At 71.1% G+C, this 19487-nt stretch carries 19 protein-coding genes; 6 read left to right on the forward strand and 13 right to left on the reverse strand.

Going from position 1 to position 19487, the window contains the following annotated elements; genetic code table 11:
• Positions 1 to 196: 196 nt before the first annotated feature.
• Together ACN27A_RS00705 and ACN27A_RS00710 are read right to left on the reverse strand one after the other, a co-directional pair.
• Complete coding sequence (locus ACN27A_RS00705; RefSeq protein WP_421448934.1) at positions 197 to 1429, reverse strand: RCC1 domain-containing protein; 1233 nt, start codon at positions 1427 to 1429, stop codon at positions 197 to 199.
• Between the two features lie 353 nt (positions 1430 to 1782).
• A complete protein-coding gene (locus ACN27A_RS00710; protein WP_421448936.1) occupies positions 1783 to 2292 on the reverse strand; it encodes a DinB family protein in 510 nt (169 codons plus the stop codon).
• A gap of 294 nt (positions 2293 to 2586) precedes the next feature.
• Here ACN27A_RS00710 and ACN27A_RS00715 point away from each other — a divergent pair, with 294 nt between their 5' ends.
• The 3 genes from ACN27A_RS00715 to ACN27A_RS00725 all read left to right on the forward strand — a co-directional run bounded on the left by ACN27A_RS00715 (position 2587) and on the right by ACN27A_RS00725 (position 5130).
• Positions 2587 to 2871, forward strand: coding sequence for a hypothetical protein (locus ACN27A_RS00715; RefSeq protein WP_421448938.1), 285 nt, complete (start codon positions 2587 to 2589; stop codon positions 2869 to 2871).
• A 122-nt stretch (positions 2872 to 2993) separates the two neighbouring features.
• Entirely contained in the window at positions 2994 to 4517 is a 1524-nt protein-coding gene (locus tag ACN27A_RS00720; protein ID WP_421448940.1) for an MFS transporter, read from the forward strand.
• A gap of 46 nt (positions 4518 to 4563) precedes the next feature.
• Positions 4564 to 5130: a TetR/AcrR family transcriptional regulator gene (locus ACN27A_RS00725; RefSeq protein WP_421448942.1), complete on the forward strand. Its 567-nt coding sequence runs from the start codon at positions 4564 to 4566 to the stop codon at positions 5128 to 5130.
• 78 nt (positions 5131 to 5208) lie between these two features.
• Here the strand turns inward: ACN27A_RS00725 and ACN27A_RS00730 are convergent, their stop codons facing one another.
• Positions 5209 to 5934 carry a DUF899 domain-containing protein gene (locus ACN27A_RS00730; protein WP_421448944.1) on the reverse strand — a complete coding sequence of 242 codons (726 nt, stop codon included), beginning with the start codon at positions 5932 to 5934 and terminating at the stop codon, positions 5209 to 5211.
• Between the two features lie 646 nt (positions 5935 to 6580).
• Here ACN27A_RS00730 and ACN27A_RS00735 point away from each other — a divergent pair.
• Entirely contained in the window at positions 6581 to 7282 is a 702-nt protein-coding gene (locus tag ACN27A_RS00735; RefSeq protein WP_421448946.1) for a pyridoxamine 5'-phosphate oxidase family protein, read from the forward strand.
• A gap of 299 nt (positions 7283 to 7581) precedes the next feature.
• Here ACN27A_RS00735 and ACN27A_RS00740 read toward each other — a convergent pair whose 3' ends face one another.
• Complete coding sequence (locus tag ACN27A_RS00740; RefSeq protein WP_421458337.1) at positions 7582 to 8235, reverse strand: AraC family transcriptional regulator; 654 nt, start codon at positions 8233 to 8235, stop codon at positions 7582 to 7584.
• Between ACN27A_RS00740 and ACN27A_RS00745 the strand changes: the two genes are divergently transcribed.
• Positions 8155 to 8322, forward strand: a complete 168-nt coding sequence (locus tag ACN27A_RS00745) for a hypothetical protein (protein ID WP_421458741.1) — start codon at positions 8155 to 8157, stop codon at positions 8320 to 8322. The two genes, ACN27A_RS00740 and ACN27A_RS00745, sit on opposite strands and share 81 nt — an antisense overlap.
• 135 nt (positions 8323 to 8457) lie before the next feature.
• On the opposite strand, the gene ACN27A_RS00750 is transcribed toward ACN27A_RS00745, so the two are convergent.
• Positions 8458 to 9159 (reverse strand): alpha/beta hydrolase family protein, encoded by a 702-nt coding sequence (locus ACN27A_RS00750; protein ID WP_421448947.1) that lies wholly within the window; start codon positions 9157 to 9159, stop codon positions 8458 to 8460.
• Between the two features lie 316 nt (positions 9160 to 9475).
• On the opposite strand from ACN27A_RS00750, the gene ACN27A_RS00755 reads away from it, so the two are divergent.
• Positions 9476 to 9943, forward strand: a complete 468-nt coding sequence (locus ACN27A_RS00755) for an NUDIX hydrolase (protein WP_421448948.1) — start codon at positions 9476 to 9478, stop codon at positions 9941 to 9943.
• Positions 9944 to 9946: 3 nt separating this feature from the next.
• Here the strand turns inward: ACN27A_RS00755 and ACN27A_RS00760 are convergent, their stop codons facing one another.
• Genes ACN27A_RS00760 through ACN27A_RS00795 form a run of 8 tightly spaced genes read right to left on the reverse strand, consistent with a single transcriptional unit; the run spans position 9947 to position 19232 of the window.
• A complete protein-coding gene (locus tag ACN27A_RS00760; protein ID WP_421448949.1) occupies positions 9947 to 10774 on the reverse strand; it encodes an HAD family hydrolase in 828 nt (275 codons plus the stop codon).
• A complete protein-coding gene (locus ACN27A_RS00765; protein WP_421448950.1) occupies positions 10767 to 11972 on the reverse strand; it encodes a hypothetical protein in 1206 nt (401 codons plus the stop codon). The genes ACN27A_RS00760 and ACN27A_RS00765 overlap by 8 nt, the downstream gene beginning before the upstream one ends.
• Entirely contained in the window at positions 11969 to 12601 is a 633-nt protein-coding gene (locus tag ACN27A_RS00770; protein WP_421448951.1) for a class I SAM-dependent methyltransferase, read from the reverse strand. Before ACN27A_RS00770 ends, ACN27A_RS00765 begins: the two co-directional genes overlap by 4 nt.
• Complete coding sequence (locus ACN27A_RS00775) at positions 12585 to 13700, reverse strand: hypothetical protein (protein ID WP_421448953.1); 1116 nt, start codon at positions 13698 to 13700, stop codon at positions 12585 to 12587. Before ACN27A_RS00775 ends, ACN27A_RS00770 begins: the two co-directional genes overlap by 17 nt.
• Complete coding sequence (locus tag ACN27A_RS00780; RefSeq protein WP_421448954.1) at positions 13684 to 14766, reverse strand: monodechloroaminopyrrolnitrin synthase PrnB family protein; 1083 nt, start codon at positions 14764 to 14766, stop codon at positions 13684 to 13686. Before ACN27A_RS00780 ends, ACN27A_RS00775 begins: the two co-directional genes overlap by 17 nt.
• A complete protein-coding gene (locus tag ACN27A_RS00785) occupies positions 14763 to 17144 on the reverse strand; it encodes a pyridoxal phosphate-dependent decarboxylase family protein (protein WP_421448957.1) in 2382 nt (793 codons plus the stop codon). The genes ACN27A_RS00780 and ACN27A_RS00785 overlap by 4 nt, the downstream gene beginning before the upstream one ends.
• Complete coding sequence (locus ACN27A_RS00790; protein WP_421448959.1) at positions 17137 to 18228, reverse strand: NAD(P)-dependent oxidoreductase; 1092 nt, start codon at positions 18226 to 18228, stop codon at positions 17137 to 17139. The genes ACN27A_RS00785 and ACN27A_RS00790 overlap by 8 nt, the downstream gene beginning before the upstream one ends.
• Positions 18225 to 19232 carry an aldo/keto reductase gene (locus ACN27A_RS00795; protein WP_421448960.1) on the reverse strand — a complete coding sequence of 336 codons (1008 nt, stop codon included), beginning with the start codon at positions 19230 to 19232 and terminating at the stop codon, positions 18225 to 18227. The genes ACN27A_RS00790 and ACN27A_RS00795 overlap by 4 nt, the downstream gene beginning before the upstream one ends.
• Positions 19233 to 19487 lie beyond the last annotated feature (255 nt).

Raw genomic sequence — 19487 nt, forward strand, 5'->3', positions numbered from 1 at the left:
AGATACTTAAGTATTGATGCAACGAGATCCGACCCCGGTCGGTCGCGGCTCCGGTCACCGGCTGAGTAGCAAGCCGATCGAGGGTCTGAAGCACGGTGACGAGGTCGCCGCGACCGACTCGGGGACCGGCCGATGGTGCGGTGCCGTCGGTCCGCGGCGGCGCGGACCGACGGCACCGCTCGTCCACCGGCGGCGGTCAGCTGGAGAAGGCCACCTGTGCCGGAGTCGACCGGTGGGTGGTGGTGCCGTCGCCGAGCTGCCCGAACGAGTTGTCGCCCCAGCACCACAGGCTGCCGTCGGCGCGCAGCGTGCAGGCGTGGTAGGACGCGGCGAGGCTGTCCGTCCAGGTGGTGGCGCTACCGACCCGGGTCGGGGTCGACCGGTGGGTGGTGGTGCCGTCGCCGAGCTGCCCGGACGCGTTGTTGCCCCAGCACCACAGGCTGCCGTCGGTACGCGTCGCGCACGACGAGTCGATGCTCGTCTCGACCCTCGCCCAGGTGGTGCCGGTGCCGACCTGGAGTGGGGTGGTCTGGAAGCCGACGCCCCCACCCACCTGGCCGTACCCGTTCTCGCCCCAGCACCACAGCGTCCCGTCGGCGCGGACCGCGCAGGTGTGCACGTACCCGGCCGTCACGCCGGTCCACGTGGTCGCGGTGCCCACCTGCGTCGGCGTCGCCCGGTAGTCGCGGATGCCGAGCCCGAGCTGCCCGTCCGAGCTGCTGCCCCAGCACCACAGGGTCCCGTCGGTGCGGGTGGCGCAGGTGTGCGCGTACCCGGTCGTGACGCTCGCCCAGGTGGTCGCCGTGCCGACCTGCACCGGGGCGGTCGCCTGATAGGGGCTCGCGCCGGTGCCGAGCTGCCCGTGGCGGTTCTGGCCCCAGCACCACAGGGTGCCGGTGGTCTGGACGGCGCAGGTGTGGTTGGTGGCGGTGCTGACGCTGGCCCAGGTGGTGGCGTTGCCGATCCGTACGGGGCTGCTGCGTTTCGTGGTCGTCCCGTCGCCGAGCTGCCCGTTGTTGTTGCTGCCCCAGCACCACAGCGTTCCCTCCGTGCGTACCGCACAGGTGGTGCTGATGCTGGCGTCGATGCGCGCCCAGGTGGTGGCGTCGCCGATCCGGACCGGAGCGGTCCGGTCCGTGGAGGTCCCGTCGCCGAGCTGGCCGTAGAAGTTGTTGCCCCAGCACCAGAGTGCGCCGTCGGTGCGGATCACGCAGGTGTGCAGGTTGCCCGCGGCGACCCGGGACACCGGCCCGGCGGCGACCGAGGCGTTCGGCGTGCCCCGGTCGGCAGAACTGACGCCCGCCGTGGCCGCGCCCGCCGTGACTCCGATTGCCAGCACGGTGATCCCGACAGCGGCCGCTGTCGCGACGGCGGCTCGGGCTGCCCGCCGCCATCGCGTCCGTAGCCGCCCCACCCGATTCTCGTTCATGATCTGCTCTCCCTGGACATCGTCGGTTTCGTACGGTGGAGGCGGCGTTGCCCCGACAGGTCGCCAGCGACCCATCACATCGATGAAACCCTACATTGATATACGTCAGTCCTGCGTGCTCGGGCCTCTGCCGACCGGCCGCTTCCTGGTGGCCCGGTGCCCTGGTGGGGTGGCGGCCGAGGTGCCGGAGCCGGGCGAGCGGATCATCGGTTCCCCTGGCTGCCTGACGTCGGGTCGGCAACCGCGAGCCGGCCAGGCTGGCGGGAGCAGGTCGTCCCACGTCTGCTCGGCGTTCGGCGGCGCCCGCCAGGCCGACCTCCGGACCAGTGCGTCAACGACGCGGTCCCGATGACCTAGCGGGGTGCCTCCGACCGCGCGGCGCGGCGGATGTCGAGCAGGTGGTGTTCGCCCTCGTGGGCGGTGTGTCGGCCGAGCCACAGCAGCGTGCGGGCCTGCGGTCGCGGCCACGGGTAGACCCCGGTGCGGGCGAGTTCCGCAGGACCGAGCGCGCCGAACCGGGCGGCCAGGTCGTCGGCGGCCGCGCCCAGTGCCGCCAGCACGGTCGCGGGATCCTGCTCGTTGTACGCCTCCGCCACGGCGCGCTCGTCGCGTCCCATCGGGGCGAACTCCGGCTCCTCGACGCGCAGCGCCAGCGCGAGGCGTTCGGCCTGTACGCCGAGCACGTCGCGGACGTGGCAGGCGTACTCCAGCGGCGACCACACCCCCTCGGCCGGTCGCCGGCGCACCTGCCGCACCTCGGCGAGGGCGGCTGAGTATCGCCCGCCGAGCGTGCGCAGGAACGGCGGCAGTGCGTCGGCGGAGACGCCGGCATGGTCGAAGCCGCACTCGTCGCACCGGTCCACAGACCGAGGCTAGCGGCGTTGCCGTCCGCCGTCACGCCCCCACGGGCGCCACTCGGCGGTCGGGGAGGGGCCGGCCCGGAGGCGTGGCGGCCAGCGCCGCCGGCAGCCGCCACCGTCCGGGCTCACCCGGGCGGGCCGTCGGTCCGGCGGCCCGCCCGGAACGGCGGGGAGGGCGCGGTGCGGCCCACCGCACAACTCCCTCGGCCCACCCGGTCCGACCGTGCCGACCGTTCGGTCTGACGCTGGCCGGCGGACCTGGCGTCGGGCGCGGTCGACCCGTGCCTGTGGTTCGAGATGACGAACCTGACCGACGACGCCGTGGCCGACAACCAGCACCATTACGGCGCCGACTGGATCTGCGGCGGCCGGGACCGGGACGTGCTGCCGGGTGACGTGACGGCGAACGGCCCGAACAACGGCGACCGGTTCATCGACTGGAACGGCGCCTGCAACCTGTTCACGCACTGCAACGCGGCCAACGGCGAGTTCAACGACGCCCGCCAGCACAGCCCGGCCACGCAGAATTTCCTGACCGGCTGGCCTGGGCCTCCGGCGCCGGCCGCAACCCGACCGACGTGACCCACGGCCGCACCTCGACGTTCCTCGGCGCTGGCGCAGCCCTCCGCCTCACCTAGCTAGTTGTACGGTAGTACTAATTGAACTAGCGTACAACTGCTTGCAGGTCGAACGAGGAGGAGCTGATGAGCGGACGAGCCACCGCACCCGCGGGCACGCGGGCGTGGGCGGGGATGGCCCTGTTGGCGCTTCCCACGTTTCTGCTGGGACTGGACGTGACGGTGCTGTATCTGGTGCTGCCGGCCATGGCGGCCGACCTCGCGCCGTCGGCGACGCAGACGCTGTGGATCATGGATGCCTACGGCTTCCTGCTGGCCGGGTTCCTCGTCACGATGGGCACCCTGGGGGACCGTGTCGGGCGGCGCCGGTTGCTGATGATCGGGATCGCTGCGTTCGCGGCGGTCTCGGTGCTCGCGGCGTTCGCGCCGAGCGCCGAGCTGCTGATCGCCGCACGCGCCCTGCTGGGGATCGCTGGTGCGACGCTGATGCCGTCCACGCTGTCGCTGATCTCGAACATGTTCCCTGACCCGCAGCAGCGCGCGGTGGCGATCGGGGTGTGGGCCACGATGTTCGCCGCCGGGATGGCGGCCGGGCCGATCGTCGGCGGTGTGCTTGTCGACCGCTTCTGGTGGGGTGCCGCGTTCCTGTTCGCGGTGCCGGTCGCGGTGATCGTGCTGTTGGGGCGGGCGCTGCTGCCGGAGTACGCGGACCCGCATGCCGGTCGGCTCGACCTGACCAGCGTGGCATTGTCGCTGACGGCGATCCTTCCGATCGTCTATGCCATCAAACACGCTGCCGGCGAGGGCTTCGATGCCAGCGTCGTCATCGCCGTGGTGGTGGGGGTGATCGCCGGCACGGCGTTCTGGCGCCGGCAATCCCGCCTGGCCGACCCGCTGCTGGATGTCTCCCTTTTCAGGAACCGGGCATTCAGCGTCGCGCTGACCGTGCTGCTGGTCGGACTTTTAGGAATGGGCGGCACCATGTACCTCGTCACGCAGTACCTGCAACTGGTGGAAGGGCTGAGCCCGTTCGTGGCGGGCCTGTGGATGGGGCCGCCCGCGCTGGCCATGTTCGCCGCCGGCATCGGCGCGCCCGTACTCGCCCGACGCATCCGGCCGGGCTACGTCATGGGCGGCACACTCGGCGTTTCGCTGGTCGGCTACGCCCTGTTGGCTACCGCCGGCCTGGACGACGAGCTGCCGGTGGCCGTGGGGTTCGCCTTCGTCTACCTCGGCCTGGGCGCGATCGCCGCCCTGGGCACCGACATCGTCGTCGGCGCCGCACCGGCGGCGAAGTCCGGTTCGGCAGCGTCGCTGTCCGAAACCGTCCAGGAACTCGGCATCGCCATCGGCGTGGCCATCCTGGGAAGCCTGACCACCGCCATCTACCGCACCCACCTGACCGTGCCAGCCGGCTTGTCCGACGGGGAAGCGACGGCGCTGATCGACAGCCTCAGCAGCGCCGTCGCGATCGCCGACGACCTCCCACCCGCCGCGCTGGTCGATGCCCAGCTCGCCTTCACCACGGGGCTGAACGTCGCCACCGTGGTCGCCGGGTTCTCGATCGCCGCCGCCACGGTGCTGTGCCTGCGCATGCTGCGCCACGTGCCCCAACTCGGACGGGCGCAGCACACCGACGCCGACGTTTGAACGATGGTCCGACTATCCTCGGTTTGGAAGTCGTGAGGAGGTGGAGATGACCGACAGGGACGATCCTGAACCCGCCGACGGACGCTTCGCCCGCGGCGCGAGACGCCGGGCCGAGATCATCGAGGCCACCCTGGCGGTTGTCACCCGTGACGGCGCCGCAGGCGTCACCCACCGCACCGTCGCCAAGCAGGCCGGCATCACGACGTCCTTGAGCACCTACTACTTCACCACCCTCGACGACCTGCTCGTCGCCGCCCTGACCAGCGTCGCCGACGACTACACCACCCGTATCCGCCAGATCATCGACAGCCCCGGCGACAAGCTCGCCGGCCTGGCCGAACTCATCGCCGAGACCGCCGGCGCGGGCCGCGAGCGTGCGCTGGCCGAACGGGAACTCGCCACCCTCGCAGCCCGCAGGCCCGTGCTGCGGCCCGTGGCGCGCCGGTGGCGGGAGAACGTCGCCGAACTGTGCGCCGCCCTCACCGACGACCCCGTCGCCATCGCCGGAGTGGTGGCTGCCTCCGACGGGCTCTGCACCGCGATACTCCTCGACAACGGACCCGCCGACCCGGAGCACCTTCGCGCCGTCCTGCAACGAGCACTCCAGAACTGACCACCTCGGCGCGCGGCTGGACATCCTGTGCCAGGCGCTGGGACCACTGGCCGATGTCGAGGCCGGAGACCTGACGCGTCAGGGGTGCGAGGGTGCTGCGTGGTGTGCGCACGGGTCGGCCTCGGCGCCGTAACGGTCGTGCAGCCGCATCCAGGAGTAGGTCGGCTCCTGCGGCCATCCTCCGGGGGAATCCTCCCAGGACTCCTGTCGCCCGTAGGGGGTGAGGTCGAGGAGGTCGAAGACGAGCATGAACGGCTCCTCGCCCCGGGCGAACGTCGACCATGAATGGAATATGCGGTCGCGGCGTCGGATGAAGACGCTGATCGCCTGCCGTTCCTCACCGTCCTGGGTGGCACCGAAGTCGTCGTTGAAGGTCGTCCCTCCGGAAGACACCCACGGCAGTTTCCATCCCATCCGCGTTCGGAAGCCCGTGAGCTTCTCGACCGGTGCACGGGACACGAGCGCGAACGATGTGCGTCGCGCCTGCAGGTGGCTGAGCGGGCCGATGTGATCGGCCATCATCGAACAGCCGTCACATCCTTCCTCCCAGTCTCCGGCGAACATGAAGTGCTGCACGATGAGCTGCGGCCGGTCTCCGAAGAGGTCGAGGAGACTCACCGGGCCTTCGGCCCCTTCGAAGACGTAGGGGGTGGTGACCTCCACGACGGGCAGCCGCCGCCGCATGGCCGCGACGGAGTCCTTCATCCGCGTGAGCGCCTTCTCCTGCAGGAGAAGCACGCGCCGCGCTTCCGCCCACGCTTCGGCATCCACAACGGGAGGCAGAGGCAGGTCGATCTCTGTCATGTGATGCTCCGTCCGCTTGTCGTGCACCTTCTCACAGGTGGTGTTCGGCCCGTCAGCTCGGCGGACCAGGGCGGAAGGTGGCGGCGTGGACCGGGGGGCGGGCTGCCGTGGCGCCGGTCAGTTCCGACGGTGCTCGCTGGAGCGGCGTACGACGAGTTCGGTTGGAACACGACGTGTCGGTGCCGGCCTCTCCATAGTCGCCAATCCTATGCAAGTGCATATGGATCGCAGTAGGCATGGGCGGAGTGCGGCGTCGGTGCCCGGCCACGTGTCAGAGCTGGGCCGGCGCAGTCGGGGCGGTGATCAGGGCCGGGGCGCGTGCTGCCCGGCGCGGTGGGCGCGCACTGGGAGCGGGCGGCCCATCTCCGGCGGGCTCCAAGAGCAGAAACCGCGCAGAGTAGTCGATCTCCTGGCTGCACTCGTCGAGCAACTCGACACGCTGTTGAATTATGTCCAGCAGTAGCGCGAACCCGTTCTGCAACGCCTACGAATCTCGGCCCCGTATTCATGGTCAAGACGCGGTTGAAGGTTCCGGTCGCCATGCGCGAGACGGGTACGCGTGTTAGCTTCGAATTGGCCAACGTCATTAGCAACAGGGCTGTTGTTCCCTCCCCGCTCCAGCCGCACAGCCGAAAAGGAGGACCGCGTGAACCATCCGCTGATCGTGCCGACCGAGGACTGGCATGCCGCGCTGAAAACCTTGCGCGTGGCAGGAGACCTGGAAGAACTCGCCAGAGGGCTGGCCGCAGGCCCAGCCCTGCCAATGGTGGCGCCTGCACGACGAGCACGACATACCCGAGGATCCGTCGTCACGGTCGACGCGCCGATCGCTGAGCTGCTCTTCCAGCCGGAGGATGCGACACCGTTCAGCACCGACGCGGCGACCGTGAAGCCCTGGAGTCAGGCACTGGCGTGCCTGCGGTCGGCCCCCAAATGCTGGCTGTCGACGGTGCGACCCGACGGCCATCCGCACGCCGCGCCAGTGATGTTGGTACTGGTGGACGAGGTGCCGTGCGTTGCGAGCCGTCCGAACACCCGCAAGGGCCGGAACCTGGCCCGGAACCCGCACAGTGTCATCATGGTCGGCGACGAGGACCTCGACCTGGTGGTGAAGGGCGAAGCTCACCGGGTTTCCGGCGACACCATGCTGCGCCGGGTGGCCGCCGCCTTCGAGGCGAAGTGCCGCTGGTCGTTCGACGTCCGGGACGGCCGAGCCTACGACAGGAGCCTGCCCGGCTCGCCCGAGTACGCCTTCTACCAGATCTGCCCGGTCCAGGCCTTCGGCTATGGCTCGGACGGGATGACCGCGACCCGGTGGCGTTTCGATCGCGCCTCCAGTCGGCGGTAGGGACTGGTCCCTGGCGACTGTCGGCGGCAAGGCGGCATGGCCGCGCGAAGCTGAATCTGCCGCGACCGCAATTCGATCACGCCAACCGCTCGTGTCGCAGCTCGTGTAACGGCGGCTCGGCGAGGGCGGCGGGAGTTTTAAGCTTCCGAACGTCGGTTGTTGACAATGCCGTCAAGTGAGTGTGAACGGAAGTTGAACCTCGACGATTGCGGCGTACGCCTCGACTTATTCAGGCCTCGGTTCCGTGCTCGGCAGCGTCGATTCCCAGGATGGCGTAGTTTTCTTCGAAACTGCTGAGGTCAACCAGTCGCCGCACTCGTCGACGAGTAGGTGGTCGAGATACTTCCCGTCTGCTGGCTGGGGGCGGGGAGTGTCCGTCGGGCGGCTCCGGGTGGAGAGCCCACCACCCGCTTGAACGCCCGGGCGAACGCGGCCTCGGAGCGGTAGCCGAAGCGGTTGGCGAGTTCAGCCACGGTGGCGCCCTCGTCGCGTAGCGCCGTCGCGGCCAGGTGCATCCGCCAGCGGGTCACGTAGCTCATCGCGGGTTCGCCGACCAGTTCGGTGAAGCGTGCGGCGAAGGCTGAGCGCGACATCGGGATCTTCTCGGCGAGCGAGGCGACGGTCCAGTTCCGGCCGGGCTCGCGGTGGATCAGCGAGATCGCCCGGCCGATCAGTGGGTCCCGCAGGGCCCCGAGCCAGCCGGACCGGGCGGCCGGGTCGTTCTCCAGCCACGCGCGTAGCGCCTGCACGACGAGCACGTCGGGGAGGCGGGTGATCACCGTCTCGCCGCCGGGGCGCAGGCCGTCGGCCTCGACCGCCATCAGTCGCAGGGTGGACTGGATCCAGTCGAGCCGGGCAGGGTCCGCCGCCGGGTGGAGGACGAGGATCTGTGGCAGGTCAGCCCGGACGGGCGCTACAAGCTGGACGGTGATCCGGGCGGTCAGTTCTGGCACGTCGTCGGCACCTGCCGGTTCGAGGTGGGCGAGCTGGACCCCTACCTGACGCAGGTGCGTCGACTTCCGGTGGACGCCCCGTTCTGACCGGTCGAACCCGTCGAGGTGCCCGCTCAGGTCGTCGTCGGCCGGTCGGTGCAGCGTCGACGTCATCCACCAGGCCCCGCTCGACCGACACCAGGGCAGCGTCGGTCGAGCGGGACCTCGGCGGATGCGATGCCGTCAGCGCGGCATGAGGTGGCGGGTGAAGAACCGGACCGCGCTGTCCAGCTCATGCTCCGGGAGCCGGTCGCCGTGGCGGCCCGGGTTGGCGTGCAACGTCTTCTCGGCCGAGCCGAACGCCGCGAACAGGGCCAGGCTCTGCTCGCGGGGCACCCGCTCGTCGTCCCACTGGACCAGGAACTCGATCGGCACGGTGATCTGTGCGGCGGCTGCGGCGCAAGCCGGGGCCGCGGCGCCGCCCAGGCCCAGCACCGCCGCGTGGACCCGGGGCTCAGCGGCCACGAACGGCACGCCCAGCCCGCATCCCAGCGACACTCCCCAGTAGCCGACGGGTTCCGACCCGAGGTGATCCAGGACGGCCTGCCACTCCGGTACGGTCTGCTCGGCGACGAGGGCCTGGAATTCGGCGAGCAGCGGGGCCAGCTCGTCGCCGGAGTCGACGCGGGTCTGGATCTCGGTGGCGATGTCCTGGTAACGGTCGTCGGTCGGCCGGTCGCCGTGGTTCGGAGCGTCCACGCAGACGGCCGTGAATCCGCTGGTCACGAAGCGGTGGGCGCGGTGCAGGATGCCGGGGGCGGTCTTGTGCTGTCCGCCGCCGTGGCCGAGGAGGATCAGCGGGCGAGGGGCGGTGGTGTCGTCGTCCTGGGTCCACCTGACAGCGGGAACGCCACCGACGGTGAAGAACTCTTCGCGGATGTGCATCGGGAACGCGGGCCTTTCGGGGTGCCTTGTGCGGGCGCTCCCTGGACCATGCGGGGCAGGGAGTCCCGACCTGTCACAGCGTTGATCGGACTCACCTCCCCGGTCGGCAACCATGCACGGCAGGGTCGACCGTACACGAGCTGTCGCCGAGCCGGAGTGGAGTGCTTCCCCGAGGCGGCATCACCCCCGGTCATCGCCCGACGCGGCGCCGGTGACGTGCACGCCCGGGGAGTGTCACCGCCGGGCGGACCAGTAGGATTCTCTGCTTATGACCTCTGTTGAATCTGAAGCGCCGACCCGGGCGCCTGTTTCTCGCGTGCAGCTTGTCATCGGCATCGTCCGGCGAGGCGACGAGATCCTGCTGGTACGGGAGAAGCTCGGCGCGAACGGCGAGATGCTCTGGTCGCTCCCCGGCGGCGGCGTCCAGGACGGCGAGGTCTTCCACGAGGCGCTGCGGCGGGAGATGCAGGAGGAGACCGGCCTGGTGGTCGGCGATCCGGTCGCCACCGCGTTCGTGATGCACATCGACTCCGAGCGGTACCCGTCGGCACTGGCGATCGCGTTCGAGATCAACGACTGGGAGGGCGAGACCCTGCCGGAGGACGACGAGATCGCCGAGGCGGCGTTCTTCCCGCTGCCGGAGGCCCTCAAGCTGATCGGGCAGCTCGAAAGCGACAACCAGCGGGAGCCGATCCTCGGTTACCTGACCGGTGAGGTGCCGGCCGGCACCACCTGGATCTGGCGCAACCGGGACGACCGGGAGGTCCTGCTCGGGCGCTGGTGACCGTCAGTGCGCGCAATCCTCCACGACGTCGGGCCGGTCACGCCGGACGAGCGTGTCCGGGTGGAAGGCGGCCAGGAAGTCTCCGATCGGGCCCGACAGCCGCATCGTCGCGCGTGCAGCGGCGTCGGCGTGGCTGCCGGCCACCGCGACCCCGACCGCCGATGAAGCCAGCAGGCACCGGTCGTTGCGCCCGTCGCCGAACGCGATGACCCGCTTCAGGTCGGCCTCACCGGCCTGCTCGGCCAGCAACGCCGTCACCGCGGCAGTCTTGCAGGTCCCCGCAGGCCGCAGCAGCTTCGCCGCGGTGCCGGCAAACGGGATCGCCTCGACCGCACCGCCCAACAGCCCCTCGGGCAGCGGCACACGGTCCAGCACCAGCACCGAGCCGACCTGCCCACTCCCGCCGAGCTGCGGGTCGACGACGATGGACGATCGGGGGAGCCGGTGCGCCATCGCGAACCACGTGGACGCCCGCCGGGACGTCGCGACATAGCGGTGATCCAGCTCCGCGACCAGCTCGGTGAAACCCGCGGCGAGCAGCGTCGGCAGCACCTCGCGGGGCAGCGCGCGGCGGTATGTCGCCCGGGCGGCGGCGCGGTCGTACTCGACGTTGCCGTTGTCGAGCAGCAGGCGAGGCCCGAACAGTTCGAGGAGGCGCTCGGGTAGGCCGAGCGCCTCGAACAGCACCGTCGATCGTCCCGTCACCAGCAGGAGTGCCAGACCGCGCTCGCGCAGCCGGGCGAGCCCCTCGATCGTGCCGGGCATCGGCACACCGCGTTCGTCGACAAGCGTGCCGTCCAGGTCGAACGCGGCGAAGGCGAGGTCAGGCACGCAGCGTTCCGAGCGCCTCGCGGATGGCGCTGGACAGGTTCACCAGCGTGTTGCGGGTGCCGAGCTCGGCGACCAGGATCGGCAACCGCATGAGTGCCTCGAACGTCCGCCCCGCCATGGCGCCGATCTCGTCGCGGTCGCGGGTGCGGGCATGCAGCCAGTCCTCGACGAACACGTCGTCGGTTGGAGTCATCAGCTGCTCGGTGAGCACCTCGCGCGCCTGGTCCGGATCGACCCGACGCACGCTGAGCACTGCGGAGTCCTTCGTCACGCGGGGCAGCACGATGGCGGCCAGCCGCACCGAGGGGACCAGGGGGGTGCCGGTGCGCGCACGCCACTCGACGGGCAGCAGATTCAGCTTGGAGTCTCCGCAGAAGCTCTGCCAGTCGCTGGTGACGAAGTCCGGCTGCCGGCGGGCCAGCTGCCAGCTGGTCGCGTCCTTCAGGCCCAGCGCGTGCATGGTGCCGCCGTTGATGCGGATCGGCACCGGCATGCCGCAGGCCGTCACCTGCTCTCCGTCCGCGCGGACCATGACCCGGTCGTTGGCGACGAAGGCGCAGCCGGAGGCAGCGGCCAGGGCCAGGGCGGTGGTGGACTTGCCGGCACCGGAGCGGCCGACGACCACCACGTTGCCCTCGGGGGTGGCCGCGCAGGACGCGTGCAGCCCGGCCCAACCGTCGCTCTCGCCCCGCCGGTAGCCGAACTCGCGCAGGTGCCGGGCCAGCGCCAGGTGGGCGTAGGGGCGCGCGGTCGTGACGAACACCAGGCCGCGCGGGGACTGCACGACGAGGTTGGTGCCGTCGATCTCGTCGGGCTCCGAGACCACGGCGCAGGTCCCGTCGGCCAGCTCGTAGCGGATCCCGGGCGCGGCCACGTGCAGGTGTACGGCTCGTCGCCGGACTGCCTGCGCCGCGTAGTGCTCGACCAGCCGGGCGAAGCACGCGTCGGATACGGCGAGGTTCACGGCGGCCAGCGAACAGGGGGAGAAGTCGTCGGGCAGGTGCTCCCAGATGTCGTTCGCCGGGGTGAACAGGTCGTGCAGGTACGTGATGGCTCGCGGGTCGGCGCTGCTCACCGTGATCCTGGTCTGGCCCAGCCGGACGGTCCCGGCGCGTACGCCGAGCCGTGCCGCCAGCGCGTGCGGATCGGCCAGCTCGGCCGGATCGGTGTCGAGGAGGGTTGCTTCGCTCTGGATCATCGGGTCCCCGTCGGTCGCAGGACGGCCCGCCAGACTGAGCGCTGGCCGGGGTCGGCATCGTGGAGGTATTCGAACGGGCCGTCGACGAACTGGAATCCGGCGGCACGGCAGAGCGCGGCGATCCGCTCCGGCGGCAGCAGCGTCATCACCTGTCCGTTGGGGAGCCGGTGCCGGTCGTCGGCGAGCGGGGTGAGCCGGTGGTCCAGATGCGCCGCGCTGAACATGTTCAGCGACACCACGCCGGCGGTGGCGACGACCCGGCCCAGCTCGCCGATGGCCGCGGAGACCTGTTCCGGCCGGGGCAGGTTGTGCAGGACCCCGTGACACACCACGACCGCGGCCCGCGCGGTGGCCACCGGCAGCGCGGCGACGTCCGCCTGGCAGAAGGCGGCACCGGGGGCGACGCCCCGCGCGCGCAGCACCATCTCGGCGTGCAGGTCGAGTCCGACGACCCGGTAGCCCCGTTCGGCCAGCAGCGGCAGGTTCCGCCCACCACCGCAGCCGACGTCGAGCGCCACCGCGCCGGGGTCGCCCTGCGGCACGATGTCGGCCAGGTATCCCGGCGGCGACGCCGTGGCGAACGCCGTCACCACCTCCGGCCGGTTCCAGTAGTCACCCGTCGCGCGCATGGCGCTTCACCGTGCACTCGTCGATCAGGTAGCCCTGGTCCCACGGCATCGCGCGGAACGTGGTGAGGCCCGCGGCTTCGAAGCCGGCCGCGACGGCGTCGGGCTGCTCGGTGAGAGCGAAGAAGAGCGGCCCGACCGAGGACAGGCTGAGCACGGCGGCCTGTCCCGACTCGAACAGCTGCCGCACCCGCTCCGCGTACTCCAGCAGGCGGGGGTGAGAGAAGGCGCAGTTCCGGATGCTGCCCATCTCGAACCGGTAGTCGAAGACGAGCTGCCCGAGGGTGCGCGGAGTGCCGGTGACCAGGTCGGGCCAGCACTCGTGCAGCAACCGGTAGGCGATCTGCGGCGCGTACCGACGGCCGGTCTCCAGGAACCCGTCGAAGTTCTCCGCCTCGGCGCGGAGGCTCTCCGAGGCGTCCCAGCTGCGCAGGTCCGGCGGTACGGCGAGCACGATCGTGTGTCCGGCCGGCGCGGGGGCGGCCAGCAGCGCGACGGCGTTTCCGGAGACCACCTGGATCGCGCCGGGTACCAGACCGGCGGCGGCCGAGCCGCCGATGCACTGGACCGGCATGATCTCGTCGTCGTTGCCGTCGATCTCCTCGCCGTGGTTGTCGACCAGCAGCCGCATCAGCGTCCGGTGGTCCAGCGGCCGACCGCACAGTTCGTTGATCGCCGCGGCCACGGCCGAGAGGACGGCGCTGCTGCTGCCGAGACCTACGTGCGGGGGCAGCGGGTGCGAGCGGATCGTGATCCGCATTCCGCCGGTGATGCCCAGGACCTGGCGCATCAGCAGCGCGGCGTGGCGCCCCAGGACCGGCCGGGCGCTGTCGGCGGTGATCTCGACGCCGTCGCCGGACGCCGTGCCCTGGACCTCGACGCTCGTGAAGAGGTCGGTGACGAAGACCAGCTCACCGGCGGGGTAGGAGCCGGCACCTGGTAGCACCTTGCTCGGGTCCAGTGCCATCGCGTTGAGCCGGTTCGGGTAGCGCAGGCGCATCCGGCCCTCGATTCCGGCGACGGGTGGCACAGACGGGACTGCGCCGCGCACCGAACCCACCCGTACGGGGGCGAAGCCCGCCACACTACCGGTCGCGGTCATCGGCGCTTCCTCTCCGCTGTCGGGGCAACGGCAGCGTCACCGCGGCCTTGGACGTGGTGATCTCGATGAGGTGGTCGAGGGCCTCGACGGTGTAACCGCCGCTGCCCAGCGAGCCTTCGGCCCGGATCGCCATGTTGGCCCGGGCCACCTGGCGGTGGGGGTAGCGGAAGCGCAGGATGCGCTTGAGCAGCGCGGCGTACTCCGCGCGCACCCGGGGCGACTCGAGCAGGCAGCGCAGCAGCGGCGAGTTGCCGCTGCGGTACGCCAGGAGCGTGTCGTCGCACACCGCCCGGTGGGTGGGCGGCAGGTAGAGCACGTTCTCCACGAGATAGTCGTCGTGCCACGCGCCGAGCTGCCCCGGTTCGCTCGGCGCGAGCAGGAGCACGTCGAGGACGAGCAGTGGCATCTGGGCGCCGCCGGGACCCATGTAGGCCTTCCCGCCGATGTCCATCGACGGGAAGTAGGGCCGGAGCCGGTTCGAGAAGTAGTCGGGGGTGATCGTCCGCTGGACCGTACGCAGGTTCTTGCGCAGGACCTCGACCCCGTCGTGCACCTGGCCGAGTGCGGCGAGGAGCACGTCCTCGTCGAGGTCGGCGCGGTCGCGGCAGGCGGCCAGGTCGTCGACGGCCAGGTTCAGTGCCTGGGTCGCGGCGACGACCGAGTCGATGAACACGTGCTCTTCGTCGCTGAGCAGGAAGCCACGGCGGCGGGGGCCGACCGGGTTGCGCGTGGTGTAGCTGTACACGGTGTCGCGGGGGACCTCGTCGGCGACGGCGGCCAGGCGCAGGAGTGTCGGCTCGATGCCGTGCAGGTCGGCGTCCGGATCGTGCCGGACGAGTGAGGCGGCGAGGAAGCCCAGGTCCCGCAGGGCGGCTCGGGCCGTGTGGACGTCAGCCGTGTCGAAGTCGGCGCTGAGGTCGGCCAGCGCCTTGACCATCCACGCCGTGTCGGCGCGCTCGTTGGCGGCGGGCAACTCGGCGAGGACGTCGTCGGCGCGCAGCGGGTCCATCGCGGCCACGGCGAGGTCGTCGGCGTTCTGGTCGGCGCCGATGAAGGAAGTGGTCATGCCGCGACCCCGACCGCGGTGGCCAGGACCGTGCCGGTGCCGCCGTTCGTGCTCCGTACCGCCGCGTGCGCCCGGATCAGGTCGGCGCCGTGATCGGCGACGGCGACGACATCGTCGACACGCAGCCGTTCCGGTTCGGAGACGTCGAAGACGGGCAGGAGGCGGGCCATGCGCCGGCCCACGCCCGTGTCGACCGCCATCCGGGTACGCCGTCCGGCAGGCAGCGACGCGGTGGTCACGACCAGCTCGCCGGCGCTCCCGGACACGTCGGGTACGCAGCGGCCGACCAGGCCCGACCGGGCGACCAGCGCGTCCGCCGCCGACGCGGCGACCAGGTCGGACAACCGCCAGGCGTCCTGCGACCGGGCGCCCACCACGACCGTGCACTCGATGTCGAAGAAGCGGTTCGGGAACCGCTGGTACTCCTGCCGCAGCAGGTGTGTCCGCCGGGGCAGCAGCGGATCGCCGCTGACCCGGAGCATGTCCAACCGGGCCGGGCGGTCGTCGTCGGCGAGTTCGACGGTGCACTCGAACGACGTGTCGATGGAGAACGAGTACTCGTCGCTGTGGGCGCGCCGCCGGAAGCCACGGGCACTCTTGCCGAGCTTCACCACGACGCGGTCCCGGAAACACTGGATCTCGTCGGTGAACTCGCCCTCGCCGAACTTGTACTCCAGCGACCGGAACTCGCCCGTGCTCTCCAGGTTCATCAGCACCCGCTCGCCGGGGTCACCGGTGCCGACGCAGAAGTGCACGCCCCCGACCAGGGACAGCTTCTGCTGCGACCGGTCGAGCACTTCGACGTAGTAGTCGGCGGTCCGTACGCCGAACAGCTCGTTGCCGAACGGGTCGGCGAGATCCGGGGCGTAGACGTGCGCCTGGCGACCCGTCGCGGTCTCGCCCCATTCGCGCACCTGGAGGGGTTCGCCGGTGGCGGAGCGGTGCAGGAAGGTGTGGAAGGAATACCCGGGCTCGTCCGGATCGCGGCGGCCCGGCGGGTGCACGATGTAGTGCCGGAAGCAGTCGGTGTCGGCGGCGATGTCACGCAACTGCTCCGGCACACCGGCGTCGGCCTTCCCGCGCCCGGGCCTGGCACGTGCGGCCCTGGCCTGCGCGACCGCCTGGGACAAGCCGGTGGCGAATCGGGCGATCTGCTCGTCGGTGAGGCTGTGGCCGGCGTAGAAGTGGTGGTAGCTGCGGCGTCCGCCCTGCGGCGCGGGCGCGCTGACCGCGAGGAGCCGGTAGCGCTCGGTGAATTCCTTCGGCAGCAGCCCGTCCGGTGTGGAGAAGCCGGCCACGACGACGGGTGAGGCGGGTGCCGGCCGGATCTCCGCCTCCGGGTCGGCGGCACGGATCGCGTCGGCGATCAGGTCCCGGCGACGCAGGCACTCCTGGATCGCCGCGGTGAAACCGGAGTGGCCGAGGCCGAAGACGGTGGCCCACAGGGCGGCGGCTGCGGCGCCGGGGCGGGACCCGGTCAGGGTCGAGTCGACGATCCCGGTGACCGGGCTCGCCTCGGTGACGTGTCCCAGCAGGCCCTTGCGGACGAGCAGCACCCCGCACGAGTACGGCAGCAGCCCCGACTTGTGCGGGTCCAGGGCCATCGCGTGCACGCCGACGTTGCGGAAGTCGAAGGCCAGCGCGGGATCGCTGAACGGGAAGATGAAGCCGCCGTGGGCCGCGTCGACGTAGCAGAAGAACCGCACCTGGTCGGCGAGCTGCACCGCGCGGCGCCGCAGCAGCGCGGCCAGCTGATCGACCGGGTCGCACAGGCCGCTGTTGTAGTAGCCGGCCGTCAGCGCCACGATGATGCCGGTCGCGCCGGCGGCGATCGCCGCCTCGACGGCCTGCGCCAGCTGCTCCGGCTCGATGACCCAGCTCGGGCCGGGTGCGATCGTGCGCAGGTCGAGGCCGAGGACCTCGGCGGCCTTGGTGACGGAGTGGTGGGCGAACTCGCTGGTGATGAGGGTGACCCGCGACGACGCGTCGGCCCGGACGGCGTTGCGTCCGATCCGCAGTCCCTGGAGCACCGCCTCGGTCGCGCCCGAGGTGATGTAGCCGTCGGCCGAGTCGGCGTGCAGCAGGCCGGCGAGGCCCAGCAGCGCTTCGCGTTCGAGCCGCCGGGTGCCGGCGCGCCCGGCGCCGAAGGGGGTGTGCACTCCGACGTTGTTGCTGTTGAGGGCCAGGAACCGGGTCCAGGCGGAGAGGGCCACCTCGTGCGGGGCCGACATGGCGAAGCCGAGCCGGGTCACCGTGGGATCGTCCCAACCGGTCGTCTCCGCGTACGCGCGGTCGAGGCCGGCGGTCAGCTCGCTCGGGCTCAGCCCGGCCGCCGGGAACGCATCGCTGACCGTCCAGCCGTTCTCCAGGTCACCCACCGGTACCGTCCTTGCCGTGCCGGGCGGCCGGCGTGCGGCCGAGCCGGACCTGCAGTCGCTGGGGTGTCAGCGGGTGCCGCGGCTGTTCTCCCGCCAGCACGCGCAGGATGTCGTCGGCGACGATGTCGGCGACCGCGATGTTGGCGTCCCTGGTGCGTCCCGCGATGTGCGGCAGGTGGACCACGTTGTGCCTGCCGATCAGGGGATCGCCCTCCGGCAGGGGTTCGACGTCGTACACGTCGGCGGCCCAGGCCAGTTCGTCGGCGAGCACCCGCTCCCGCAGTGCCGCGGCATCGATCGCGGCGGCTCGGGTGACGGTCACGACGAGGGCGCCCTTGCGCAGGGCGAAGACGTGGTCGCGGTCGACCACGCCGGTGACGCTGGGGGTGTCCGGTGCCGCGACGACGAGGATCTCGGAGTCCCGTACCAGCCGGTCGAGGTCCACCGACTCCGCCGAGACCTCGGCGAAGCGCTCCGGGGAGCGGAACGGGTCGTACGCCAGCACGGTCGCGCCGAGCATGGCGCACCAGCTGGCGATGCGCCCGCCGATCTCGCCGACCCCGATGATCCCGACGGTCTTGCCCGCCACGGTGCCGTTGGCGAAGCGCGGATCGTCGCAGAACTGCACGTACGGGTAGTCCCAGGGCCGGAAGCCGGTGATGACCTCGTGGTGCCACTGCGGGATGCGACGCAACCCGCACAGGATCAGGCTCAGCCCGCACTCGGCGACCGACTGACCCCAGCCGGGAGTCCCCTCGACGAACGGGATGCCCGCGTCCCACAACGCGTCCATGGCCTCGATCCCGCAGGTGTCGGTTTCGCTGGCCACCACCTTCAGCCGGGTCGCGGCGGCGATCATGTCGTGGGTGAGCTCGCCCCCGAACAGGGCGACCGCGTCGACGTCGGCCCAGTCGACGGCGGCCAGATCGCCTTCGCGTACGTCGAGGTAGTGGATGTCGCAGGTCGGGGACAGGCGCTCCTCCAGCCGCTCGCGCAGGAACGCCCAGAATTCCGAGAGCAGACCGTCGTCGGTCAGCAGCACGACGGGTCGGCGGGAGGTGAGGTCGTTCATGCCCTGGCTCAAGATTCCTCGCTGTCACGTGCGCCGCGATGGCCCTGCTCGATGGTCCGGAACCACAGGCTGCTGCCGGGGGCGACGATCGCGTCGACCGCCTGACGGGCCTGTGCGTCGACGGTGGTCTCAGTCGCCTTGAGCGCGAGCGTGAGTTGGTCGAGGGTCCGGGGACCGATGATGGTGCTGGTCACGTCACTGCTGGCGGACAGCCACGAGTGGGCGAACTCGGGCAGCGACTGCCCGTGCGCGGCGGCGAGCTCCAGCAGCGCGGCCAGGGCCCGCTGCACCGGCTCCCAGACCGCGCCACGCGGTGACCACCATTCGGTGAAGCGGGCGTCGGCGGGCGGCTCCCCGAGGAACCGCTCGCTGAGGTACCCCATCGCCAGCGGGCTGTAGGCGACGAAGCCGACGCCGTACTCGCGGCAGATGGGGAGGATGTCCCGCTCCACCTCGCGTTCGAGCAGGTTGTAGGGCGACTGCTCGGCGATGGGGCCGGGCGTGCCGAGCGAGCCGCGTGCCAGCACGGCCATCTCGACCAGACGCCAGGTCGGCACCACGCCGAGGCCGGGCTGCTCGGCCATCTCCTCCGGGCTCGGCATCGTGGACGTGCCGATGTAGCGGACCTTCCCCTCCCGTACGAGGTCCGTCAGGGCGCCGAGGGTCTCCTCGACGGGCGTCCGTAGGTCGTGCCGGTGCAGGTGGAAGATGTCGATGTGGTCGACGCCCAGGCGGCGCAGGGACCGCTCGCACTCGCGCTTGACGGCGTACGCGGAGTTGCCCCAGTCGTTGGGCCCCGGCCCGACCTCGTTGTAGCACTTGGTGGCGATCAGGACGTCGTCGCGGCGGTGCCGGATGGCCTTGCCGAGGATCTGTTCGCTGCGGCCGTCCTGGTAGGCGTTGGCGGTGTCGACGAGGTTGACGCCGGCGTCGAGAGCCGTGTGGATGATCTCCTCCGCCGCGGCCTCGTCGGTCGGGCCGCCGAAGTTGAAGGTACCCAGAGTGACCGTGGACACACGCAAGCCGCTGCGGCCCAGTTGATGGAACTCCATCCACGCCCCCTGCTGTCTCCACCGAACCCAGCGGCCATTGTGCCGCTGACGGTTATAGTGATCAAGATCGGAGCGAGAGTCCACTAATCAGCTGAACGATCGCCGGGCAGCAGTTGAGCGCTGGTCAACGTCCCTGCCGGCCCGGGTCCCGCGCCAGCGTCCCACCCAGCGGCGGAACGCGTCCCGTCGGCGGCGACGCCCGTGCGCGCGTCCGGCAGG

Source organism: Micromonospora sp. WMMD737 (assembly GCF_049179055.1).
In the GTDB taxonomy this organism is placed as follows: Bacteria; Actinomycetota; Actinomycetes; order Mycobacteriales; family Micromonosporaceae; genus Micromonospora; species Micromonospora reichwaldensis.